This window comes from Coleofasciculus sp. E1-EBD-02, from assembly GCF_040218245.1.
Taxonomy (GTDB): Bacteria; Cyanobacteriota; Cyanobacteriia; order Cyanobacteriales; family Coleofasciculaceae; genus Coleofasciculus.
In genome coordinates, this window is the sequence record NZ_JAVJQN010000037.1 from 1 (window position 1) to 23627 (window position 23627).

The window sequence follows — 23627 nt, forward strand, 5'->3', positions numbered from 1 at the left end:
TGTATACTGTCCGCAATCAGAGCTTACCCAGGATTTACTCTCCATTGTCCATGTCTTCTCTTGCCGAATGCAGGACTGGAGAAAGTACGGTAAGAAAATCAAAGAAGATCCGAATCTACCTAAACCCTGAGCAGAGAAACCTGGTCAAAAGATGGATGGGAGTATCAAGGTTTGTTTTTAACAGAACTGTTGAATATTTGCAGCAACCCGACACTAAGGCTAACTGGAAGGCAATCAAGGGAGGGTTATTGAACTCATTGCCAGAGTGGTGTTCAAGTGTTCCCTATCAAATTAAGTCAATAGCTATTAAGGACGCTTGTGCAGCCGTAAGAGAAGCCAAGAAGAAATACAAGAAAACGGGGCAAGTCCAAAAAGTTAAGTTTCGTTCCCGTAAAGACAGAATTCAGTCTTGTTATATTCCTAAATCAGCCGTAACCAACTTAGGAATATACCACACAATATTGGGTAAGATACGCTACACAGAACAGTTACCCGATAATATTGGGGATTGTCGATTGGTGTTCCATCACGGTCAACACTACATCTGCGTTCCCCATGACGTGCCACGAATTAAATCCGAGAATCAAGGACGGGTCGTGGCACTAGATCCCGGTGTTCGGTCTTTCCTGACTCTGTTTACCGAAGATAGCTTTGGTTGGATAGGGACAGGAGATATTGGACGCATCCAACGACTCTGTTATTACCTTGATGATTTAATTTCCCGTATAACTAAAGCCAAAGCCAAACAACGTCGGAGATTAAAAAAGGCGGCTGACCGATTGAGGTTGAGAATTCGCCATTTAATTGACGAGATGCATCACAAAGTTGCTCGATTCTTAGTCGATAATTTTGATGTCATTTTGCTCCCGACGTTTGACGTATCTCAAATGGTGGTTAAGTCCACAAGAAAACTCAGATCTAAGTCAGTTAGGCAAATGTTGTCTTGGGCGCATTACCGCTTTGAGATGTTTCTGAAGCACAAAGCGTTTGAGGCAGGCAAAGTTGTAATTGATTGCAATGAAGCCTACACCAGTAAAACCGTAAGCTGGACAGGTGAAATCATTTCCAATCTCGGTGGAAAAAAAGTCATTATTGGTGGTGATGGATTTCGGATGGACAGGGACATCAATGGCGCTCGTGGGATTTTCCTGCGGGCTTTGGGAGATATCCCCTCTCTAAGAGCTTGTCTTTTAGAGTGCATTGTTAGCAAATGTTAGCAAAATTACATCGGTATAGTTAAGCTGATCTCCTCCAATCCCACGGATTGCATTAATTCCGTCCAACTGGTAGCCACGGCGGGATTATTGGGTTGGCTGCGCTGAAGTTCCACTAATATAGTGAGGGCATCGTACCAAAACCCTTCTTGGGCATAGAGGGACACTTTTTCTAAGGCAGTGACATTCTCTAACTGTTGCTGTAACGGGTTACTAATTGGGATATGTTCCACCCAACCGCCCACAACCCAGTCTTCCATGCGATCGCTCGGATTACAAACAAGGGCAACTGTCCAGTAGTAGGGCTGATCCGGCGCTAGAGAGGGTGCTGTATCCGGTAAGCCAACTCTAACCAAACCCGTTTGAGACACCGGAATACTCACCTGATAAATCCCGTTCATTTCCTCGTCAAACAGGCTAAATTCCATGGTTTGGGCAGTGGTTTGGGGGATAGACACGAAGAAATTGGGGCGATCGCTTTGAGATAACCCGATATGAGATCCGGGCGCTACAGCCGTCAAAGAACGCGAGTTTGCCGATGGATTGGCTAAACAGGTGAGCTGCACGGGACGAGAACCGCCGCCAACTGTACCGCCACGGGGCATATTCCTACCGGGAGGAGGGTTAAAGCTAACGGTAACCGGAGAATCTGCCCAAACTTTCGCTGTCATAAATGGCGCTACCACTACTGACAAGGATAAGAATACAGATATCATTCTCCAGGAGGATGTAGTCATCATTATAAATTTTGTAAGGGTTTTAAATCTAGTTTGACATATCAAGTTTTTTTCTGGACTAGAGCCAATTCCCGACCAAAATAAATGATGCCCAAAAGTAAGGATGACTTGACTCTGGTTGTTTGAGTAAATGCAGTTGAGCGCGTCTTACCGCTTCGGCTTTTGTGATGTTGGGAGTAAAAAGCTCTTTGTAGAACTGTTTCATAAACGTTGCGGTCGATTCATCATTAACCGTCCAAAGAGTCGCCAGGGTACTACGCGCCCCAGAACGCACCGCGACCCCTGCCAATCCCAACGCGGCTCGTGTATCTCCTTTCGCCGTTTGGCAAGCACTTAGGACTAAAAGTTCCAAGGGAGGCGAGTTCGATAATTCGCGGTTGGTTAATAATATATTTAATTGTTGAACATCCAACCGCCCATCCCAAGTAAGGATAAAGGTGTCTTCAGGTTTAGAGCTAAACTGACCATGAGTGGCGAGGTGAACAATGGAATAGGGTTGAGTTTTGACACGAGTTTCTAGCGCCTGAGTAGTGAACTGTTGATCCAGTAAAACGGTTGCTGAAACAGTGGCGTCAATGTCCTTAACTTCTTGCTTCACTCCCGGTAGAGGCGAAAAGTTGGGTTTTCCTTCACTTAAACCCCCCAGTAAGGCTTTAGACTGGCGTCTTGCCCAGGGTTCAGTTGTTAAAAGTTGTAAACTGGGCGCGATCGCAATTCGATACTGTTCAATTAAATACTGTTTCCCATCATGTAAAGCTGCCATCGGTAGATTCCGCAGGGAACCATCCAGAACAAACACTAATGTTTTAATTGACTGGCGATTTAAATCCTCGGCGGCGGGTTGTACCAACCAGCTATAAATTTCTTGGGCAATAGATAATCGTTCTTCGGCAAAAGATGTGCGTCTAAAGGATTGGCGCATTCGGTTAATTGCCTCATCGACTTGGGCTTGAGATAGATTTGTGCTGTAATGTTTCAATGATTGATCCGGTAGGGAAAGGATTACTTCCAAGCGAGAATTAGAACTATCCCGCAGGGAATCGGGTAGAATAATCGGATAAATAACAGCCGCCGTTGGATCGATGCGATCAATAGCTTCCGACTGAGTATCTAAGCAAGCTTCCCGAAAGAAATTAGCCAGTTCCGCCAATTGGAGAGATTCAATCGTGGTTCGCGCTTGTTTGAGGTTAGCTTGACTGACTTCTTCCGCTTTTCCGGGAATCGGTTGTAAAAGTAAATCCACCAATTCCCGATAAACGGGTTCAACCTGTTCCTGAAATGAAAACTGCACATCTGGGTTAATTGCCACTAAATCTTGGCGTAGGGATTGTAGGGTATTAACGGCTTCTGTGTACGAGGCGATCGCGCTGTTTATATCCCCAGTTTTAAACAGCAATTTTCCCATTTGCCACTGCCATTGATAGGCAATTTCCTCAGCATGAATTGCCTCGGTTAAACGGAGGGCTTTTTCCGTTAACTGTTTCGCCTCGTCCCACTGTTTTGTTTGCAAATAAACTTGTCCTAAACGACCCAAAGCATAAGATTCAGCACGAATATTTCCTAACTGTTTTGCCTGTTTTTGAGCCATTGCTAAGAGTTGAGCGGCTTTAGTAAAATCCTGAGAATTGAGTTTAACCAGACTATCAGCTAGTTCAATTTGAGCGTAAATAGTGGTTTGACTTGGCGGTAAATTCGCCAGTTGTGTTTGAATCAGGGAAACTAAGTTTTGAGCCTCTTGCAAGCGATTGAGTTGAACCAAAAGCTTAAGTTGATGGATTTGGGCTTGTAGCTGAACCGGACTATTTTGGGCGGCAACTTTTTGGTAATAGTCGAGTGCTATTTGAGGTAGCTGTTGAGCTTCGGCAAGATTTCCTAAACTCAGCCAAGCCACCTGAATATCCCCATCCGATTGCAGTTGTTGCGCTACAACTAAACCTTGTTCAAGAATATTTTGAGACGTGGCAAAATCGCCAGCAACGCGCAGCACGTTCCCCAAATTCAGTAGCCCAACCAGTTTAAGGTGGGAGTCAGCTTGGCGGCTCAGCGAAGCCTCAACTTGTTCTAACATTGTTCTGGCACGTAAATAAAACCCTAGGGCTTGTAAGGCTCTGGCTTGGTTGATTTGAGTGCCAATCTCACCCGTGGAATCGCCTAATTCTCGATAGAGCTTTTCCGCTTTTTTCCAAGTTTCCAGAGCCGTTGTATATTTTGCCTGGTTAAATTGTAGTTGTCCTTGATTGTTGAAAATTTGGGCAATGATAAATTGAGAAGATGGTGAGGTTTTATTTTTGATCAACGTCAAGGCTTGATTTATCGTAGCTTCCGCTTCCGGGAATTGTCCCAGTTGTTGATAAGCCAGTGCCAAATAACTGAGAATTAGTCCTTGATGCAGTTTATCCCCTTGAGACTCAAACTCAGAAGCGGCTTCTTTCCAAACATTGGCGGCGGCTGAATATTGTCCAGTTTGATAGAGGATTTGTCCCGTTTGGAGGTGAGAATCAGGTTGAGCTGCTATTATTTTTGGTGAAGGGAAGAAAACACGCGATCGCTCAACATCCATGTTAACCTTGTCGGTTGGATTTAGTATCTCAACCCCACTCTCACTTGTCGCGCCATGAACACCCACAGCCATCAGGAACCCAAGCAGCGTACAAAGAATGAATATAACTACTAGGTTTCTGGCAATTATTTTGTGCGGTAATCGTAATAAGTTCATGAGTGACTAAGTAGGAAAAATTCAAGTTAACAGTGAGAATTGTCATTTGTCATTTGTCATTTGTCATGATTTGAGTCCCGACACCCGCCCGACGCCCGACGCCCGGAGTTCAAACTCCGGGCTAATAGCTCAAGTCCACTAAAGTGGACTGAAACTTTTATCCAGTTGTCTTTAGATGAATTTCGCGTTTACTTGAGTTTAAACCAAAGGTGATTGGTGAGACTTGTACTTCAATTCAAGGCTTAATTAGGGTCTGCTGAATAAGTCTTGTGGTGGGGAGAGGCAATAGGGAATAGGCAATGGGCAATGGTTTCAACCCTATTAATTCAGCAAGGCTTAATTCTTAATAGCGTGATTTTCCTGACACGGTTGTGAATAGGAAGAATTAGAGGATATTTCCGCCGACGTTTCCGCCACCAATTCCATCGTTCCATCTGGCTGTGTTATCCAACCTGTAGCCTCAACCAAAGGAGTTTGAGTATTAAGTGTTGAGCTAACTTCCTCAGCTTCCCCAGCTTCCTCTGCTTCCCCAGCTTCCCCAGCTCCCCCAGCTCCCCCAGCTCCCCCAGCTTCCTCTGCTCCCCCAGCTTCCCCAGCTCCCCCAGCTCCCCCAGCTCCCCCACTTCCAGAAACTCGCCAATCAATCCAACCCGGAGCAGAATTCAACGCCTCACCCGGAGTTGGGGGTAATCCCCCTCGCCCAACCACAACCAAGCTATTATTTCGCGCTTGAGATGAACAAGTTTGAGCAATTTGATTACTAGAATCGGTAAGCGTTGTAGGTAACTCTGCTAATCCTTGGGCTGGATCAATTCCTCGGATATCAATTTGCACGGTTCCACTAAACTCAGCACCCAACTCCGAAGTCGCTGTAATATCACTGAATCGGGTTAATTTCTCGCGAAACTGAATACCGAAAATCCCTTGAGCGGTAACACTGACTCGACCACCAAATCCTTTTTCGGCATTAGCTGTAATGTCGCTATTTTCTTCAGGTACAGCAGCTAAAGTATCAGTATTAATCGTGATATTACCACCATCCGCATTACCTGCATCCGTACTAATTCGACTCCCACGACGCAACAAGATATTCTGCGCTTGCAGGTTAATATTTGCGCCTCCACCCGATGCTGTTGTGCCATCAATGCTGCTTTGATTATCAAGTGCGATCGCGTCGGCTAAAACATTAATATTTCCCGCCTGTCCCGAACCCAATGCTTGCAAATTCAGTGTTCCGCCCTTGTCCAGAGTTAATTCTCCCACATTCAGATTCAATGACCCTCCATTCGCCGTCGCATTCGGATTAATTACGCGAGATGCAATCCCTACAGAGGTTTGAATTTGACTGTTAAATTCATCTTGACCCTGATTGCCAATTACCTCGACGCGATCGGCATCAATGGTGATACTTCCAGCATCGCCTCTCCCTAATGATGCCGTAGTAATCACGCCTCCATCTCGGAGAGTGAGTACAGGCGTAGAAATCATCATACTCCCTCCCCGATTCGCCGCATTCGCATCAGCAGAAATGAAACTCGGACCCCGACTTCCATTTGCCAAGACTCCAGAAATTCCCTCGATTGTGACTGATTCAGTCGCCTTAACGGTTAAATTTCCTCCAGATCCCCCCGTTGTATTTAAAGGTTGGTTGCCAATCACTGCACCACTGGATAAACTAATGCCACTTCCTCCAGCAATCCTCAACCGTTTTGTGTCAATCGTAATATCTCCAGCTTGACCATTGATTCCGCCTGCGGTAGAACCAATTAAAGTAGCGACAGGACTACCATCAGGAGTACGCAGCACGTCTACCGATTCTGACGCTTTCAGGTAAATATCCCCCGATGCACCGCGATCGCGCGTCACGCTAATCAACGCCGCACCATCACGCACAGTTAAACGTTTTCCCTCAAAGGTAATATTTCCTCCTGTACCCGTACTGCCTGCAATTGTGCCACTGTTCATGACAGAACCAACTAAATCGAAAACCTCAGCACGGATCATTATATTTCCCGCGTTACCTGTACCCGACGTAGGACTACCAAAAACACCTCCATTCTCGACCAACAATTTACCTGTATCAATCGTGATGGTTCCAGCTTTTCCTATACCAGTTGTGCCAGTTATTAGCAAAATTTGGGGGTCAAACGGGTCGATCACGCCAAACTGTAAATACTGACCCACAAACAGTCGATAACGATCCGCTCCAATTCCCCTCATTTCTACGGAATCGGTAGCATGGATATTAACTGCACCACCTCTACCTTTTCCTAGTGTCAGTGTAGAAATTTGTGAGCCACCGTAAACCCGAAATGTTTTAGCGTTAATATCAATACTTTGACCGTCCCGATTTCCCAAGGTTAAGGCATAGATTTTACCCCCATTGAGACTGACCGTTTCGCCGCTAATCTCTACGCTGCCACCTCCCTCTCCCGTCGTATTAAGCATGGCTCCGTTTGATAGTTTAATCGTGCCGAAACTCGGACTATTTTCATAGTTTAAACGCAATCCCTCAGCCGTGGATGTCAACCCAACAAACCCAGCACTAGCAATGCTACCTAGGAGAATTTTTCCCTCATTCGCGGTTAAATTGCCCCCATTGAGGAAAATATCACCGCCAATTAAAGCTAATGTTTTACCGGGTTGTACGGCTAACCCAACGTTATCGGAAATAGGAATATCTTTGGCAGGAGTGGGCAGATTAGGTGATGCCAATGCCGTTGATTGATTGGTAATACTTTTAGGATTTGACCCAAACTGCAAGCCAATGGGAGTATTGATCGTCAGTAGGGGCGGTGCTTGGGGATTGGTGGCACTAAAAGAACTCCCATCCGCCAACTTAATACTATTCGCTGTTGAAGCAATAAACGAACCCCCGATATTTAACTGAGCATTATCGCCAAAAATAATTCCACTGGGATTAATCAGAAAGAGATTAGCATCAGAGTTAGCCTTGATTATGCCATCAATCGTGGAGATTTCTCCCCCGGTGACTCGCGTCAGGATAGTCTGTACATCCTGGACATTGTTAAAGTAAGCAGTTTGTCCGCTAGGGATTGAAAACTGCTCAAAACTGTGAAATAAATTACTCCCTGATGCCGTACCCCCTGTAATCGTGAAGGTATCGCCATTAGGAGTAACGACAGAATTATCGGGTAACGTTCCATCCGGCACGATTTGCGCTTGCACGCTCAAGCTGGATACCAAGCAACAAGACGTGACTGATGTCAGCGCCCAACAGGTACGGAGCGCGATCGCACCAAAATAAGTTGAATAAAACTTCATTGACTGTTTATCGGTTACATCTGAGGATTCGGTAGATTCACCTCAAACAAACCGATCATTCCTTTCAGGGGAATGAATAGGCTTAAAATGCTGTTCGTAGCGTCTATTATTATATCAAATCCACTTTGATAGCCGTCTTCTCTTTGCTGAAAATAAAAAACAACAGCCTCTAGGGATACTGTAGGTTAGCTTGAAGCATGAAACCCAACATCCACAACGCTTACAGAGAATAACACGATCCTTTCAACAAGATAGGGCGTGGGAAATGGAGAATGGTAACGCTAAGATCATCAAGAAGAAAACAATCGGGTTAAAAGTCGCTTAGCGAAACGCTTGGAGCCAGGTTTGGAAGATAGAAATCCGCCTAAAATTCGCCGGATAATCCATTGGTTTGCTGTTGGACGTAATAAATGAAGCAAGTGTCGAAATCCAAAGAAAAATAATCCAATCATTACCAAAGCAGCGATCAGCATGAAAGGGGTTTTCAGGAAAACTGGGATAAAGGGAATCACTAGCAGCATAGCAATCAGCAACGCCAATCCCAAAGCGAGTCCATTGATTAACCGAGTTAACGGCAAAAATGTACCCAAACGCAACTGACCCATGATTTGTTCAATTAACCAATAATGCGCCGCTGAAATCTGATGGGAAAACTTGGGACGTTCTAGACAATTGCGCTGGATTTGATGCATAATATCACCATCCATACCAATCACACTTCGCATTAGCGCCTCTTGGGAGTTTCCGCGCTGATAGTACGTACAAAACGTTAATCCCGATTGCCAACGGTTTTCGTCATCAATGAGAGCGTAATATCGCAAATCTGTGAGTAATTGGCGGGAAAGCTTCAAGGAATCCCCCATCTGTTGAGCCTGTTGAATCTGATGTAAAATTTCTTTATCTAACGTGAAGCGAACTCCGTGAAACAGAACCTGAGAGCGAGAAATGCGTTCTACCTCCACTTGAATACAAGAGGCGATCGCTAAATTCTGACGTGGAGAAAGCAGGTGAGACGGTGATGCTAAACGAGGATGCTGATTCATAAACGTCAAACCCTGTTTCCTTTGCCCTGCGTGCAGCGCTATACCTTATGACTTATGCAGTGTAGCTTTGATTAGACCAATAATAAACTCCAACAGTCCGCGCCATTGTCGTTCACTGGCGATTACTCCCTCTCGATGAATTTGCAAAATAACCTCTTTCTGGGGATGGTGAAACAGGGATTGATCATAACGGTTGATCACATCACCATCAAGTTGAATCACGGTTTGAGCGCAAATCGTATCCGTGGTGATCATCCGTTGAATCATCTCAACTTGATCGGGTTGTTGAGAGACTAAACGTAGCACCGTTTGATTCCGATCATCCAAAGCGGCTTTGAGTTCCGCCAGTTTACGCAACCCCCGTAAAAAACGACAGTTCCCTAACAGTCGTTGAATAGCAACAATTGTCTCTGGACTTTTCAGATCCAGGGGATTGGGGAGACGAGTGGGAGTACGCTCAAAGTCATGGGCGAAACTGGAGTTATCCTGCTCATACACCGTCGGATCATGAAGTTCCGAGGTTGGATCATTCAACAGTCCCCGATACTCCCGTTCTAGACTGGTGCGTAACTCCAAGTAGCGATCGCGTAATGACTCGTGGATACCTTGTTGTTCTAAATACCCTGGCGAAATCGGATAAATATCCCGGTAGGCTTCCCAGGCAATAAACTTATGACCACTAATATGATCCACCACTATCGTATTCACTTCCAGCGCCGTGAAGTCGATCAGTGTGTCACCTAACGACTGCAAGAAATGATTAATGTTTCGATTCACACCCGAATTATTGCCTCGGGTTTTAGAGACGGGTACATCTGAATGCTCTTGTCGATTGCGATTGGTCATCAACCCACACCTTTTTAGAACACCTGTTCAGTCATCCAATCATCTACCGAAATTTCCCAAAAATGGAAACCTTCGTGACTCAACATTCAATTGTATCGCTCTACGGAATCTCTCCCCCATCTCCCTCTGCTCCCCCATCTCCCCCAGCTCCCTCTGCTCCCCCAGCTCCCCCAGCTCCCCCATCTCCCTCTGCTCCCCCATCTCCCTCTGCTCCCCCAGCTCCCCCAGCTCCCTCTGCTCCCCCAGCTCCCCCTGCTTCCCCTAAGGTTCCTGATGTTTATCCTGAAAGGGGCTAGGAGGTGGAGGCGGTGGTGGTTCTCCTTGCTGCGTTGATTTGGGTTTCTTCTCCCAATTCTCCTCCTCTGGATGGCTTAGGGGATCAAAATCATCTAGGGAAAATTCGTCCAAGGAGAGTTCCTCGAATTCATAATCCGGCTCATTCACATTTTCGGCGGCTTGGTTTTGATCCCCCAACAAATCCATGGGATCACTTGATGATTCTGAATTCAGTTCTTTTTCCTCAGACTCTTCGGGTAAAGCACCTAAGCCTTCCAGGGGATCGCTAGTAGACTCAGACGTTTGGCTTTCACCCAAGTCTGACCATTCAATCTCACTATCAACCTCAGTTAAATCAGAATAGGGTTCAAGTTCCTCAACGGCAAATTCATCCCAGTCTTCCTGAATATTTAACGCTGAGGGGGACTCCTCAACAGGTGGAGGGGCGGCGAAGGGGTCAAAGTCTTCTACTAAGTCACCCCAGTCTTCATCCTTATCCATCTGGGCAAAAGAGCGATCGCCTAATTCTGGTTCATCTACTACCCAGTCATCCCAGTCGGTATCGTCGTCAGTATCCTGGTTTAGTTCTTCTAAGGAGTCCAAACTGGGCATTTTTTTAGCCGATTCCGGTTCCCTCGGTTTGGGTTCAATGTCTGTCTGGGGTGGGATATCCGGTTCAGCCGAGGGGGGTGACTTCAATTCCTCAAGTTCCAATGTTCCCCAGTCTTCGTTGAGAACTTGCCAGTCTTCCTCATCTAACTCCGCTTCGTGGCGATCCGATAGCGGTTCTGGTTCTGCTTCAATGAATTCATCTCTCGCATCCTCCTCAGGGATTGAGGACTCTTCATCCTCTAGCGGTGGGGGTGGAGGAGGGGGTAATGACTCAAGCAAATCTAGCACCGAGTCATCCTCATCTTCCTCATCTTCTTCCTCTTGTTCCTCCCAAGCTGTTGTCTCTGGCGAGGGAGTCGATTCAGGAGATACCTGTTCCTGAATATCCGGAGTCGTCAAATCTGGCGTTTGGGCGGTCAATTCGGCGGCGGCTACTCCCGCATCCGATGAGGTGGCTGTCTCTTGCGGGGGAATGGATAAGGGCGGGTATTCTATCTCACTCAACCCTGTCTTGTGATGTTGCAGCGCGATTAAAATCTCAAATAGCTTTTGCAAACTTTTAAGATTATTCTCAACAAGCTGATTGCCTTGCGCCACCTGATCTAAATGAAAGGGGAGGAGATCTCGATAGGGACCATTGCCAATAAACTGATCCCCAATCTCATTCGCGATCGCTCCCTCAATCGTATTAATTTGAGTCCGCAGGCGATAACCGGGTTGGGCGGCTGTTTCGGCGTGTTCCTCAGCATCAGCAGCCACCCAGGTGGTAATTTTCAACTGAACGGCTTCCGCTAAAGCCCCAGCAAACGCTTCTTGAACCTTGCCTGCTTTGAGTTGTTGCCTAAAATCCTCACTCGACGCCATAATAAACTCACCTGAATTTGGGCGATAACCAATACAGAAACTGCCAGATTTGTCAACCTCTATCTTCAAGATTAGGGTAAATTATCCTGACTCGAAGGCGACAGAGCTGGATTGCTCTCCCGAAGTTGCTGCTGGGTTGACTGTTGGGGTTGATATTGCACGCGAGTCAACACGGTAAAGAGTTGTTGCAAGTTTTCCAGATTATTCTGGATAATCTGGCGTCCTTCCTGAACTTGCTGGGTATGAAATTGGCGTAGTTCCGTGTAGGGACCATTACCGATAAATTGAGATCCTACCTCATTATCGATGGAGCCTTCTACAATATTAATCCGGGTACGCATACAGGAATTAGCCGCAGGCTTCTCTGTTTGGGGCGAATTGGCGGAAGCCACCCAGGTGGTAATTTCCAACTCCACCGATTCCGACAAGGCTAGGGTAAAGGCATCGCCAATGTTCCCTGCCTTTAGTTTCTGTTTAAAATCTTCGCTGGTTGTCATAGATCCGCTCCAGCTATATCAGCTTAACAATAGACTCAAAGTGCTTTGACTATAACAAACTTCCGCCTCACCTGAACAAATTTTCTCACAAGGGAACAGGGAATGGGAAGCTGGGGGAGATAGGAGAGATGAGAGAGATGGGGAAGATGAGGGAGTCATGTTCCAGACGTACTAGAGCGTGTCTGTCTGTAGGGGCGGGTTTCACTACTATCTTGTCCTTTACACCTATAAGTAACTAAACCCGCCCCGAGCAAATGACAAATGACAAATGACAAATGATTACCAAAAGTCTGTCACCTCATAACCCAGCTCACGCAGCATCTGATACAACAGGGGTAAACTGAGACCAATAACATTACTATGACAACCGTCTAGTTTTTCGACAAATAAGCCGCCCCGCCCTTCCAGCGCAAAGCAACCCGCACACTTAAGTGGTTCGCCTGTAGCCACATACGCTTCAATCGCGCGATCGCTAACATTGGCAAAGTAGACTCGTGTTATCCCACAACGGATAATTGTTTTGTCCTGTAATAAGTCAATTAAGGCATGACCCGTATAGAGTTCGCCCACTCTACCCCGCATCATTTGCCACCGGGCGATCGCCTCTTGGGGATTGGCGGGTTTCCCGTGGATCTCACCCTGAATGCTTAACACTGAATCACAGCCTAACACTAGCGCATCGCTAAATTTAGGCGCAACGGTTTGGGCTTTGTGTAATGCTAACGTCTTGACCAACTCTATCGGATCAGTAACCTTAACCTGAGATTCATCAAAATCACTCTGACAAACGATGGGTTCAATGCCAACATTGTGCAATAAACGGCGGCGTGCTGGCGAAGCGGAGGCTAAAACGAATTTTGTCATTCGTCATTTGTCCTTTGTCATTCGTTACATTTATCTTGACAAATAACCCCTAATCTAGTAAACGTTAAACGAACTAACGACTTGGGTAAACAAGTCTTGCACTTTATCCCAACGTTCTTCAGTGGTTGAAGCATTCAAGGTATAGAGTTTGTCATGACTGATCACGGCTGTGGCTAGGTCATGCCGATTTTGACTGGGAAGTTTGACACTATATTCAAGAAGATAATAGGTTTTGTCTCCCGTATCGCGAGCTTTGGCATCAACTAATTCAACTTGACGATTGGAATTCGCCGCCGAAAGCACATTTTGCTGGAGTTGGTAACCGACTTCCCCAGGCGTTCCTAAATCGGTGAGGGTTGTATTCTCTGGAACGGGGTTAATCACCACGCTGACATTTTCGGTTGGCTCGATCAAATCCCGAAATACAACATCAGGTCCATCAGTGACTTTAATCGGCACCCAACCATTCGGATAGAGAAACTCATAACCGTCAGCCGTATCGACATAGCTTTTCAGTCCACTAACGCCGACAGTGCAGCCATGCAGACTTAAGCTGAATACTAGCAGCAAAATGGCGGCAATGGTCTTGAGCATCTTTTTATCCTTTGAATTGGTGCATTCTTATTGTCTCATCTTCCGGGTACACTAATGATCAAGTATCGGTCATGTTGGCTTGGACAGGGTTAAAGTTAACGAGGAACCACTTTGGGACGGTTTACGTCGCCAGAGTGTAAAACTCTCACGCTAACCGTTCTGAAAAACCTATGCAGAACTATGCAAAACTATGCATATCTGTACATGCGTCGGAACGTGCAGACTAAGATTCACCGCAGTCTACGTTAGACGGGTCACGACACCTTGATATAAACGCCAGTATCAGGCTCTGTCGAATTCAGTTAAGCAATCAGTGAACAGGTTTATAGCTGTAGTGCTGAATTCGTAAAAAGCCTATCTAACATTGTCGAGGCAAACTTTACTTAGTAATAAGGTTGACAGAAGATGTCAAATTACGTTTTTCTCATTGACGCAAACAAGAAACCACTTAATCCAATTCATCCGGCACAAGCCAGGAAGTTATTGGACGCGGGAAAAACCGCCGTATATCGGTGCTATCCGTTCACATTGATTCTTAAACGAGTCGTTGAAAATTCGGTAGTTCATCCGCTTACTCTCAAGATTGATCCGGGTTCAAAAGTTACAGGTATTTCGCTGGTGAGTGACCGAAACGAGGTGATTTTTGCAATGGAATTAGAGCATCGGGGTCAGCAGATTAAGTCAGCCCTCTTATCTCGTCAGGCTCTCAGGAGAGGACGCAGAAACCGGAAGACTCGCTACCGCCAAGCACGGTTTCTTAACCGAAAACGTCCTCAAGGATGGTTGCCACCGAGTTTAATGCACCGAGTTTTAACTACTGAAACTTGGGTAAAGAGGTTGTGTAAATTGGCGCCGATTGGTGAAATCAGACAAGAGTTAGTCCGGTTTGACACTCAAAAAATAGATAACCCCCTTATCTGTGGCACAGAGTACCAACAGGGAACTCTTTTCGGTTATGAAGTTCGGGAATATTTACTAGCTAAATGGGACAGAAAGTGTGCTTACTGTGAGACAGAGAATGTCCCTTTACAGGTTGAGCATATCCACCCTAAAGCCCAGGGAGGAAGCAACCGAATTTCTAATCTGTGTCTGGCTTGTGAAAGGTGCAATATAAAGAAAGGGACAAAACCCATTGAGCAATTCCTCTTTGAAAAACCCGACTTACTTAAGCGAATATTAGCTCAAACCAAACAACCTCATCTAGATACAGCCGCTGTTAATTCTACCCGATGGACGCTGTTTGAGAGCCTCAAGAAAATGGGTTTACCCGTTAGTAGTGGTACAGGTGGACAGACTAAATACAACCGGATTCGATTGGGACTGCCAAAAGAACATTGGCTAGATGCTGCTTGCGTCGGCATAACCGAGACGCTTCATGTGCTGACCAAGCGAATCCTGAAAGTCAAAGCAACCGGGATGGGTGGGCGGCAACGCTGTCAAACCAATAAATTTGGCTATCCGGTCAAGACACGTCCACTACGTCCCATTTTTGGGTTCTGCACAGGTGACATTGTACGTGCCGTGGTTCCCAAAGGTAAGTACAAAGGGACTTTCACTGCTAGGGTTTGCCCGATGTCAGATGGTCGTGGCGAGTTCGTTATTGACAAAAAAAGGAGGTCAATCCGATTGGATTACTGCACACCGATTCACCGTAAAGACGGCTATAGCTATGCATTTTGACCACAATTGCCTAGATATGGAGAGAAATAAAATTACAGTTTCCAACCCTCTTAACCTTAAACCGAAAAACCACAACTAACGATGAACTCAACCTATCGCATACTGACCATTTTTGGATTAATGACTGTCCTGACGGGATTCTCCGAAGCGGTTCACGCCCAACAGCCAATCAGGGTTGTGCAAGAAGCCTCGTCAGAGAAGTTAACAGCCGTGGAACTGTATAACCAAGGCGTCGATAAATTGGAAAAGGGTGATTATGCTGGTGCGATTTCTGACTTCGCCGATGCATTACAACTGAATCCCGAAGATGCGGATACCTACTATAATCGCGGCTACGCTTATCATAGTCTGGGTAATTACGACGCTGCCATTTATGACTATACCCAAGCCATTGAGTTAAATCCCGATTTCAGTCAAGCCTATAGTAACCGAGGCTATACCCATTTTGTGCGCCGGGATTATCAAAAAGCGATCGCGGATTTCACTAAGGCGATCGAAATTAACCCGGAAAATGACACGGCGTATATTAGTCGCGGGAATGTTTACGACGAGTTCGGCAATTCTGAAGCGGCTCTCGACGATTACGCCAAAGCCCTGGAAATCAACCCCGAAAATGCTCGCCTTTATTATAATCGGGGGCTAACCCGCAATCGCTTAGAACAATATGAAGACGCGATCGCTGATTATACTAAATCAATTGAACTCCAACCCACCTTTGCTGAAGCGTATTACAATCGGGGGCTGACTCAATTCCAATTGGAGAACATTGAAGCAGCGACGGCTGATTTGCAGAAAGCGGCTGAACTTTTCCAAGAGCAAGGCAGATTAGACAGTCATCAAACTGTTATGAATGCGTTGCAAGCGATGCAAGGGGAAGCAAACCCCTGACCCTACTGATTTTGGCTTTTTAGGCTAAATCGAACTAATGTTTCGCGTAATCCTTGATCAGATTTCACTTCATTGTTAGTCCAAAATCGCTGGATTAACAGGGGTGTTCCCGATTTAGGGATTCGCAGAACTTAGCTAACGCTTGATACAGAGACAGCGACGAACATTAATCCACTAACTAAAACTAGAGCCGCAATTCCCAGAAATACATAGTTACGTTGCTCGGTTTTGGTTGGTGGTTCTGCTTGGTAAACTTTCGGTTCACGGGCAAAGTTATTTAAACGTCCGCCTTCTTCTGTGGTATATGGCATGAATGATAACCTTCTTTACTTATCTTATATAATCTTAACATCCTCACCGTAAAAATACTCACTTGTTTGGATAAAAAATTGTTATATTCGCTAAAACCATTCTGCACGTCAAGTTGTAGTATGCAAATTAGTACGACAATCGGATGTAGTAATTGCGTATTACAGCATGAATTACGGGCAGTAACTGTAACTTATTGTGCTACATTTTGAAGTGCGGAGTCTGGGCTAGAAACATCTGCTTCACAGGGAAAGCGATCGCACTAAAGGCGGTTGGGTATGATTATTGGTTGGCTAATTTCTGGACAAATGCCGCGTGTTCAGGAGACTGCCAACCCGCTTGCAAAACTGTTAGTACTTGTGGCATATTCCCCGCTAATAACTCAGCAACGGCTAACCACAACCCAGGAAAAACTTGACTTCGGATAATTCCATCGTTATCAGCCGATAATTCCAGATACTCGCCTTGTTCCAGATAGAACCAGCTTAATTGGCGATCAAGAACTTGCCAGACGATATATTCTTTGACTCCATTGCGGCGATATGCCTGTTTTTTAGTATGGAGATCAATGGCAACGCTACTGGCAGCAATTTCGACAATTAACTCTGGCGCTCCTTCGATATAATCATCATCACTTAGCTGTGTTTGACCACCGGCTTCTGGATTGATCAACAGAACTACATCGGGTTGAGGTTCGTTATCGAGATCTAAACGAACGCTTGGGTTGTCTCCCATGGAAATATTTGGCGTCATGGCGGCATAAGTTCCGAGCCAAGTAATAATTTGACCATGAGGTTCACCGTGGCTCTTAAAGCGTAAGGCAGCAGCCATGTAGACAATTCCTTCAATCAATTCCGCTTTTTTCAGATGGGGCATGGCATTGTAGCGACGCTCAAATTCATAACGGGTGAGCTTGTCGCCATTTGCCAAAGGGGGAGTGGTCAAATGCGGTAAGGGTACTTTTACCATGACGATTAGACTTGGGATGATCCTCTAGTAATCCTAGCGAATTAGGAACTAACTGGAAGCCTTTTCATCTCTTGGCAAAGATGTAACGGATACAAACTTAGGAATTTCCAAGTTATCCTTCCAAAGGACGAATGACAAAGGACAAATGACAAAACTTAATTAATCGTCCCCGTCAACGGTGAACTCGCACTGGCATAACTTTTAATCGGAATCCGTCCCGCCAGAAAAGCTAAACGCCCCGCTTCAGTCGCCATACCCATCGCTTTCCCCATCGCCACCGGATTTTTGGCTAGCGCGATCGCACTATTCACAAGTAAAGCATCTGCCCCCATCTCCATAGCTTGCGCCGCTTCACTGGGCGATCCAATCCCCGCATCTACGACTACAGGAATTCCCGCTTCTTCGATAATAATTTGAATATTTGCCGCCGTTTTAATCCCCTGTCCTGAACCAATCGGAGAACCCAAGGGCATCACGGTGACACACCCCACCTCTTCCAATCGTTTAGCTAACATGGGGTCAGCATTAATATACGGCAGTACAGCAAACCCCTCTTTCACCAGTTTCTCGGCTGCTTCCAAAGTACCAATCGGGTCAGGTAATAAATATTTCGCGTCGGGAATCACTTCCAACTTGACAAAATTATTATCCTCTTGTCCTAATAACTTTGCCATTTCCCGTCCTAACCGCGCCACCCGCACGGCTTCCTCTGCGGTTTTACAGCCTGCGGTATTGGGTAACATCCAGATTTTTGTCCAATCCAGCGCTTCTGCCAATCCTTCATGACCCGGGGCTTTGGTTTGCACCCGCCGCACAGCTACGGTAACAATCTGACTCCCACTCGCCGCAATACCCTGTTGCATTTGTTCAATGGTGCTATATTTCCCTGTACCGGTCATCAGCCGGGAGTGAAATGTTCGACCCGCAATGATTAACGGGTCAGTTGTCGCTGGTTCTGTAACCGAGGTGGTTTGGGGAGATACGGGCGTAATCGGAGAACTGATCATTAAATTTGAGGAGGATTGATGATAAAAGCGATCGTATCGAAAATAGTCTAATAGCGGATCAACAGTTTGTGTTTCCATCCAGTCTGCCAATAACTGGGCGGTTATCGGGGCGAGGAGAATACCGTTGCGGTAATGTCCAGTCGCTAGAGTTAGATTTTCACAAGGACTAACGCCGAGGATCGGACATTCATCTGGGGTGGCGGGTCGAAATCCCCACCAGCATTCCCGAATAGACCAATCCTGTAGGGATGGATATAACCGTATTGCCCGTGATAGTAAGGTGTGAATTCCTGCTGGCGTATTATCCGATTGCCATCCCACATCCTCACTGGTGGCACCAATCAGTAATCGCCCATCTCGACGTGGAACTAAGTAGGTATCGGGTCCATACAACACCCGTTGCAGGGGTAAGGGCTGATGGGGATTGGCTGGTATTTGTACCGACAGCATCTGACCCTTTTTCGGATAAACGGGTACAGGTAACAGTTGGTTAGACCAAGCCCCCGTTGCTAAGACATAATGGTCAGCCTGAAATTCACCAATCGAGGTTCTGACGCTACAAACGCGACGATTTTGCTGCTCAATTGCCTCAACGGTTACGCCTTCACGCAGGTCAATCCCTATTTCTTGAGCCGCTAATCGCAGGGCTTGCGCCAAGGCGCGGTTATCGACTTGCCCATCTTCGGGATACCACCAACCGCCAATCACATCTGCCCCTAAACCCGGTTGATATAGATGAATTGCCTGTTTATCTAACCAATTGCCAGCCTCAGGATGAGACGCTGAAACCTCTTCATAAACTGGGGCAAGAATCCCACAGGGCAAATATCCTGTCGCCACACCCGTAAGCTGTTCCAGTTTGGTACACCATTGGGAATAGAGCGATCGCGATCGCCCACATAATTCCCGCATCGGACTTTCGGGAATGGCTTCTGCATGAGGGGCTAACATCCCAGCGGCAGCTAGAGTCGCTGCTTCTTTAAAATTGCGGGTTAATACCGTGACTGTTGCCCCCCGCCACTTCAACTCTAGGGCGAGTGCCAAACCAATCACGCCACCGCCCACAATTAAAATATCACTGGAAAAGTTCATTATGAAGATAAAAATGGAGACGCGCCCTAGCCAGTCCGTACAGATTTAGTCAATCACCTTACCAGAGAGCCGTAATCGGTTCGGACTCCTCAGTCGCTTCACCCGCGCCTGTATCCGCTTGACCCACTGTGGTTTGAGGGGCTTGAGCTGTACCCTGATTAGTTTGGGCTTGATCGACGGTTCCAATCGTCGCCGGAGCCTGAGCCGTTGGCTGAGTTCCTGTTGCTGCTTGAGGTTGTTGTGTTGCCCCTTGGTCGGTTGCCGTGTCTGGAACTGACTCAATGATTTGGTTCGCTGTGCGGTTTTCACCCCCAAAGAGTCCTCCCAAAAACGGAAGGGATACGCCCTGCCAACCTAAAGCTGCTCCGACTACAACGGCAGCAATGATCACTAATCCAATTAATTTGTTCATAGTTTGTTTCCCTGTAAACTCTACAGGACTTATGTCCCACCTATCATATTAGTTAGATAGTTTTTGTACTGGCTTTTTTACTCGACTGACACCCTCTCCAGCTAAACGTTGTCTACTGTGGCAACCTTCTCAGGAGATTATATAGCGCTATGCGCTGGGCAATAGGCAATGGGCAACACCTCGGACTTCGGCGTGAGCGCGGCAACTGAGCCTGTCGAAGTTCAGTCGAACGCTTACCTCGGCTTCGCTCGGTAACACGCTCGGTGTGTCATAGGCAATAGTGAAGAAAAACGCTTACCTTACAAGGGATTGAGCAATTTGATGTTTTCTTCATTTGTCCTAACGAGAGTGCGTAGTGCTATATCTAGCCAAGTGAGCGACCTACATCACATCAGAGATCCTAATGTAGGGCTTCTTGCCGGATAAGCTAACGCTTTCCCAATTATATCGCTCCCTCTGCTCCCTCTGCTCCCTCTGCTCCCTCTGCTCCCCCTGCTCCCTCTGCTCCCCCTGCTCCCCCTGCTCCCCCTGCTCCCCCTGCTCCCTCTGCTCCCCCTGCTCACAAATATTTCTGCACCACCTGCCATCCGGAATAGGACACCCAGGCAAATCCGACAAATAAAGCAATATTGGTTCCCAGATGAACTGCCCGCGCCCAAGGGTGTTGGGGGCTAATCTGGGTGGAACTTGCGGCGGACACCGCAACCAAAGCTACAACAGCTAATCCGGCAATCAAGTGTCCCGAATGTCCGAGATTGCCATAATGACCGATAGTACCCACTACACCAATTCCCAGGAGCAGCAAGACCAAACTGACCATTACCCATCCGATGATGTAGTGTAAAGGTCGCAACCATTTTGGTTTGGGGTGTTGAGAGCGCCGTTTCGTGAACAGAACACTGCCCGTCACCGCCAACAGACTATAAGCCGCGAGGGACAAACCCATTGACCAAGCGGCTATTTTCCACAACCAGATAAAGTCGGGCAGATTCACAACTTGATGCCTCAAATTTAGTCTGTTTACTGCCCCAATCGTAACGTAAGAGGTTGCTCAGTTGAACAACCCCCTTAATCTTTATTTTTTAATTGCTTTTGTTATTTAGTGAGCTGTTGCCACAGCTAAACGCGCTTGGCTGGCTGGGCTATGACTAATTGTTTTTTCACTGGGCTTATTTTCACTGGGCTTATTATCATCAGTCGGTGGTACAACGGCTTTAGCGTCAGAAGACGGCGCCGGATTACCGTCTTGAGCGATAAGCAAGCGAGTACAGGGTATGGTATCCGAGAGAATCGCACTTGCCATCATCCCGGTGTGAATCTCTAATAGCGCCTGGGGTAGGGCTTCAAAGACTAAGCGCTGTCCTGGAAAAACCACGCGCTCAAAATACCAATTGGGAATATTTGTAATCCGAGCAATTTGAATCTGGCTCGTGGCGTTTACATAGCAACAGACAATGTGAGTTTGATTATCAGAGGGTAGGGGATCAAGTATCTGAGTCATAACTGCTGAGTGAGGTACTAAATGAATTCTGTTTGTTATTACTTCACCTAACTTAGCACTTGTGATCCCTTCCCTGTTGTAAACCCGACTACCAATTGTGCGGCTTTTTCGCCAATCGCGTCCCAGCGATCGCCGCTAAATGGCTAATTTGTCCCATCCCTAGGGATGAGAACTTCTACATAAAGTTAAGACCCTCAATTTGAACGCCTTAGGTAATATGGCTTAGACTACCTCGCTCAGACTCTCAACGATGAACCCCACGAAAAAAAATAGCATACGCTTGAGGTCAGAACCCAATCTTGTTAAAGTAAAGTTAAGTTATGTGAAAAAGAAATCCAATATTCTGAGAAAGCTGGGCTGGGGCTGTGTTCTTCTCTCCCGGTCGGTGGGGACTTAAACGTCTGCGTACACCGGGTTTTCATCCAAGTTGGGTTGGAGATTTACCCAGTTCAACCGAGCCAACCCTGTTCATAAAAGCCGATTTACCCCAGATAAAATTTATAATGTCACCAAAAATTCTTTATGTGCGCCTCCCCTGCAACCCGATTTTCCCGATTGGTGTTGTCTATCTAGCCGATCACGTTCACAAACTCTTCCCAGAGGTAGAACAGCGCATCTTTGACTTAGGCACTGTACCTCCCCTGGATTTTTCGCGATCGCTCGACGCCTGTATTGACGAATTCCAACCGACACTGTTGGTATTCTCTTGGCGCGATATTCAAATCTATGCGCCAGTTGGCGGTAGAGGGGGGAACCCCTTGCAAAATGCCTTCGAGTTTTACTACGCCAGTAACCCATTTGTCAAGTTACGCGGGGCGATCGGGGGATTACGCCTAGCCGCCGCGTACTATACTGAACTGTGGCGTAATTTAGGATTGATTCGTCGGGGACTTAAACGCGCCCGTACTTACAACCCAGAGGCACGGGTGATGGTTGGCGGCGGTGCAGTTAGCGTATTTTATGAACAACTGAAGACTAAATTACCCAACGGGACAATTGTCTCCGTTGGTGAAGGTGAAACCCTACTGGAGAAACTTCTGCGGGGTGAATCCTTTGCCGATGAGCGCTGTTATGTCGTGGGTGAAACGCAGCCGCGCGATCGCATGATTCATGAACGCCCAACTCCCCTAGAAAAAACTGCCTGTAATTACGACTATATCCAAAGCATCTGGTCGGCGTTTGATTATTATTTTCAAGAGAGCGACTTTTATATTGGGGTGCAAACTAAACGGGGTTGTCCCCACAACTGCTGCTACTGTATCTACACCGTCGTCGAAGGTAAACAAGTACGGATCAATCCCGCTGATGAAGTGGTTGCCGAAATGCGCCAGCTTTATGACCGAGGTATCCGCAACTTCTGGTTTACCGATGCTCAGTTTATCCCCGCCCGGAAGTTTATCGACGATGCGGTGGAACTGTTGCAGAAAATTCTTGATTCTGGGATGACAGACATTCACTGGGCGGCATACATTCGGGCAGATAATCTCACCCCCCAATTATGTGACTTGATGGTGAAAACCGGGATGAACTACTTTGAAATCGGCATTACCAGTGGTTCCCAGGAATTAGTTCGCAAGATGCGAATGGGGTACAACCTTCGCACCGTGCTGCAAAATTGTCGGGATTTGAAAGCAGCGGGATTTAATGACTTGGTTTCGGTCAACTATTCCTTTAATGTAATAGATGAGCGACCAGACACCATTCGCCAAACCATTGCCTATCACCGGGAGTTAGAGCGAATCTTTGGTGCTGACAAGGTGGAACCCGCGATCTTCTTTATCGGATTACAACCCCATACTCATTTGGAAGCTTATGCCTTTGAGAACGACATTCTCGAAAAAGACTATGATCCAATGAGTTTAATGCCTTGGACAGCGAAAAAGCTACTCTGGAATCCCGAACCCCTAGGCTCTTTCTTTGGCGAGGTTTGTCTGCAAGCGTGGCGGCAAAATCCCGATGATTTTGGTCGCGAAGTGATGAAAATTTTAGAGGAACGTTTGGGCTGTGCGGATTTAGAGGAGGCATTAGCGGCTCCGATTGAAGTTTCAGCTAAGACGCCGCCTAAACAACTGGTTACATCGGGGTAGTTGATTCTATCCGTTTATCGCCAACTCGAACAGCTTGGAGAAATTCAACCCTAAAATGTATCATAATTAACATAAAATAATCGGTTAAAATTCTCCCCTGCTCCCAGACGCGCCATGGCACGTCTCTACACACC

20 protein-coding genes and 1 pseudogene are annotated in these 23627 nt (G+C 46.6%); 5 read left to right on the forward strand and 16 right to left on the reverse strand.

Annotation, left to right across the window (positions count from 1 at the left end):
- Both RIC07_RS06380 and RIC07_RS06385 read left to right on the forward strand, forming a co-directional pair.
- Positions 1–130: pseudogene (locus RIC07_RS06380) on the forward strand (IS607 family transposase); the annotation flags it as partial.
- 10 nt (positions 131–140) lie between these two features.
- Entirely contained in the window at positions 141–1217 is a 1077-nt protein-coding gene (locus tag RIC07_RS06385; protein WP_446393866.1) for an RNA-guided endonuclease InsQ/TnpB family protein, read from the forward strand.
- A gap of 5 nt (positions 1218–1222) precedes the next feature.
- Here RIC07_RS06385 and RIC07_RS06390 read toward each other — a convergent pair whose 3' ends face one another.
- The 10 genes from RIC07_RS06390 to psbP form a co-directional block, all read right to left on the reverse strand.
- Positions 1223–1885 (reverse strand): DUF928 domain-containing protein, encoded by a 663-nt coding sequence (locus tag RIC07_RS06390; protein WP_446393792.1) that lies wholly within the window; start codon positions 1883–1885, stop codon positions 1223–1225.
- A 124-nt stretch (positions 1886–2009) separates the two neighbouring features.
- Positions 2010–4583 carry a CHAT domain-containing protein gene (locus RIC07_RS06395; protein WP_446393793.1) on the reverse strand — a complete coding sequence of 858 codons (2574 nt, stop codon included), beginning with the start codon at positions 4581–4583 and terminating at the stop codon, positions 2010–2012.
- Positions 4552–4713 (reverse strand): hypothetical protein, encoded by a 162-nt coding sequence (locus RIC07_RS06400; RefSeq protein ID WP_446393794.1) that lies wholly within the window; start codon positions 4711–4713, stop codon positions 4552–4554. The genes RIC07_RS06395 and RIC07_RS06400 overlap by 32 nt, the downstream gene beginning before the upstream one ends.
- A gap of 290 nt (positions 4714–5003) precedes the next feature.
- Positions 5004–7952, reverse strand: a complete 2949-nt coding sequence (locus RIC07_RS06405; RefSeq protein WP_446393795.1) for a two-partner secretion domain-containing protein — start codon at positions 7950–7952, stop codon at positions 5004–5006.
- A gap of 290 nt (positions 7953–8242) precedes the next feature.
- A complete protein-coding gene (locus RIC07_RS06410; protein ID WP_446393796.1) occupies positions 8243–8995 on the reverse strand; it encodes a hypothetical protein in 753 nt (250 codons plus the stop codon).
- 45 nt (positions 8996–9040) lie between these two features.
- Entirely contained in the window at positions 9041–9841 is an 801-nt protein-coding gene (locus RIC07_RS06415; RefSeq protein ID WP_446393797.1) for a hypothetical protein, read from the reverse strand.
- Positions 9842–10102: 261 nt separating this feature from the next.
- Positions 10103–11593: a hypothetical protein gene (locus RIC07_RS06420; protein ID WP_446393798.1), complete on the reverse strand. Its 1491-nt coding sequence runs from the start codon at positions 11591–11593 to the stop codon at positions 10103–10105.
- A gap of 71 nt (positions 11594–11664) precedes the next feature.
- Positions 11665–12090, reverse strand: a complete 426-nt coding sequence (locus RIC07_RS06425; RefSeq protein WP_446393799.1) for a hypothetical protein — start codon at positions 12088–12090, stop codon at positions 11665–11667.
- A gap of 279 nt (positions 12091–12369) precedes the next feature.
- Positions 12370–12954 carry a Maf family protein gene (locus RIC07_RS06430; protein ID WP_446393800.1) on the reverse strand — a complete coding sequence of 195 codons (585 nt, stop codon included), beginning with the start codon at positions 12952–12954 and terminating at the stop codon, positions 12370–12372.
- 54 nt (positions 12955–13008) lie between these two features.
- Entirely contained in the window at positions 13009–13548 is a 540-nt protein-coding gene (gene psbP / locus RIC07_RS06435) for a photosystem II reaction center PsbP (protein WP_446376612.1), read from the reverse strand.
- A 405-nt stretch (positions 13549–13953) separates the two neighbouring features.
- On the opposite strand from psbP, the gene iscB reads away from it, so the two are divergent.
- Both iscB and RIC07_RS06445 read left to right on the forward strand, forming a co-directional pair.
- A complete protein-coding gene (iscB, locus tag RIC07_RS06440; RefSeq protein WP_446393801.1) occupies positions 13954–15228 on the forward strand; it encodes an RNA-guided endonuclease IscB in 1275 nt (424 codons plus the stop codon).
- Between the two features lie 81 nt (positions 15229–15309).
- Positions 15310–16116 (forward strand): tetratricopeptide repeat protein, encoded by an 807-nt coding sequence (locus RIC07_RS06445; protein WP_446393802.1) that lies wholly within the window; start codon positions 15310–15312, stop codon positions 16114–16116.
- A 131-nt stretch (positions 16117–16247) separates the two neighbouring features.
- Here RIC07_RS06445 and psb34 read toward each other — a convergent pair whose 3' ends face one another.
- From psb34 to RIC07_RS06475, 6 genes are all read right to left on the reverse strand, one after another.
- Positions 16248–16427 carry a photosystem II assembly protein Psb34 gene (psb34, locus tag RIC07_RS06450; protein WP_446393803.1) on the reverse strand — a complete coding sequence of 60 codons (180 nt, stop codon included), beginning with the start codon at positions 16425–16427 and terminating at the stop codon, positions 16248–16250.
- 280 nt (positions 16428–16707) lie between these two features.
- Positions 16708–17394 carry a Uma2 family endonuclease gene (locus RIC07_RS06455; protein WP_446393804.1) on the reverse strand — a complete coding sequence of 229 codons (687 nt, stop codon included), beginning with the start codon at positions 17392–17394 and terminating at the stop codon, positions 16708–16710.
- 155 nt (positions 17395–17549) lie between these two features.
- Positions 17550–19493 (reverse strand): glycine oxidase ThiO, encoded by a 1944-nt coding sequence (gene thiO, locus RIC07_RS06460; protein ID WP_446393805.1) that lies wholly within the window; start codon positions 19491–19493, stop codon positions 17550–17552.
- A 58-nt stretch (positions 19494–19551) separates the two neighbouring features.
- Positions 19552–19905 carry a hypothetical protein gene (locus RIC07_RS06465; RefSeq protein WP_446393806.1) on the reverse strand — a complete coding sequence of 118 codons (354 nt, stop codon included), beginning with the start codon at positions 19903–19905 and terminating at the stop codon, positions 19552–19554.
- 559 nt (positions 19906–20464) lie between these two features.
- Positions 20465–20899 carry a DUF4079 domain-containing protein gene (locus RIC07_RS06470; protein ID WP_446376602.1) on the reverse strand — a complete coding sequence of 145 codons (435 nt, stop codon included), beginning with the start codon at positions 20897–20899 and terminating at the stop codon, positions 20465–20467.
- 105 nt (positions 20900–21004) lie between these two features.
- Positions 21005–21406 (reverse strand): DUF1830 domain-containing protein, encoded by a 402-nt coding sequence (locus RIC07_RS06475; protein WP_446393807.1) that lies wholly within the window; start codon positions 21404–21406, stop codon positions 21005–21007.
- A 503-nt stretch (positions 21407–21909) separates the two neighbouring features.
- On the opposite strand from RIC07_RS06475, the gene RIC07_RS06480 reads away from it, so the two are divergent.
- Positions 21910–23493 carry a photosystem II high light acclimation radical SAM protein gene (locus RIC07_RS06480; RefSeq protein WP_446393808.1) on the forward strand — a complete coding sequence of 528 codons (1584 nt, stop codon included), beginning with the start codon at positions 21910–21912 and terminating at the stop codon, positions 23491–23493.
- The last annotated feature ends 134 nt before the right edge of the window (positions 23494–23627 follow it).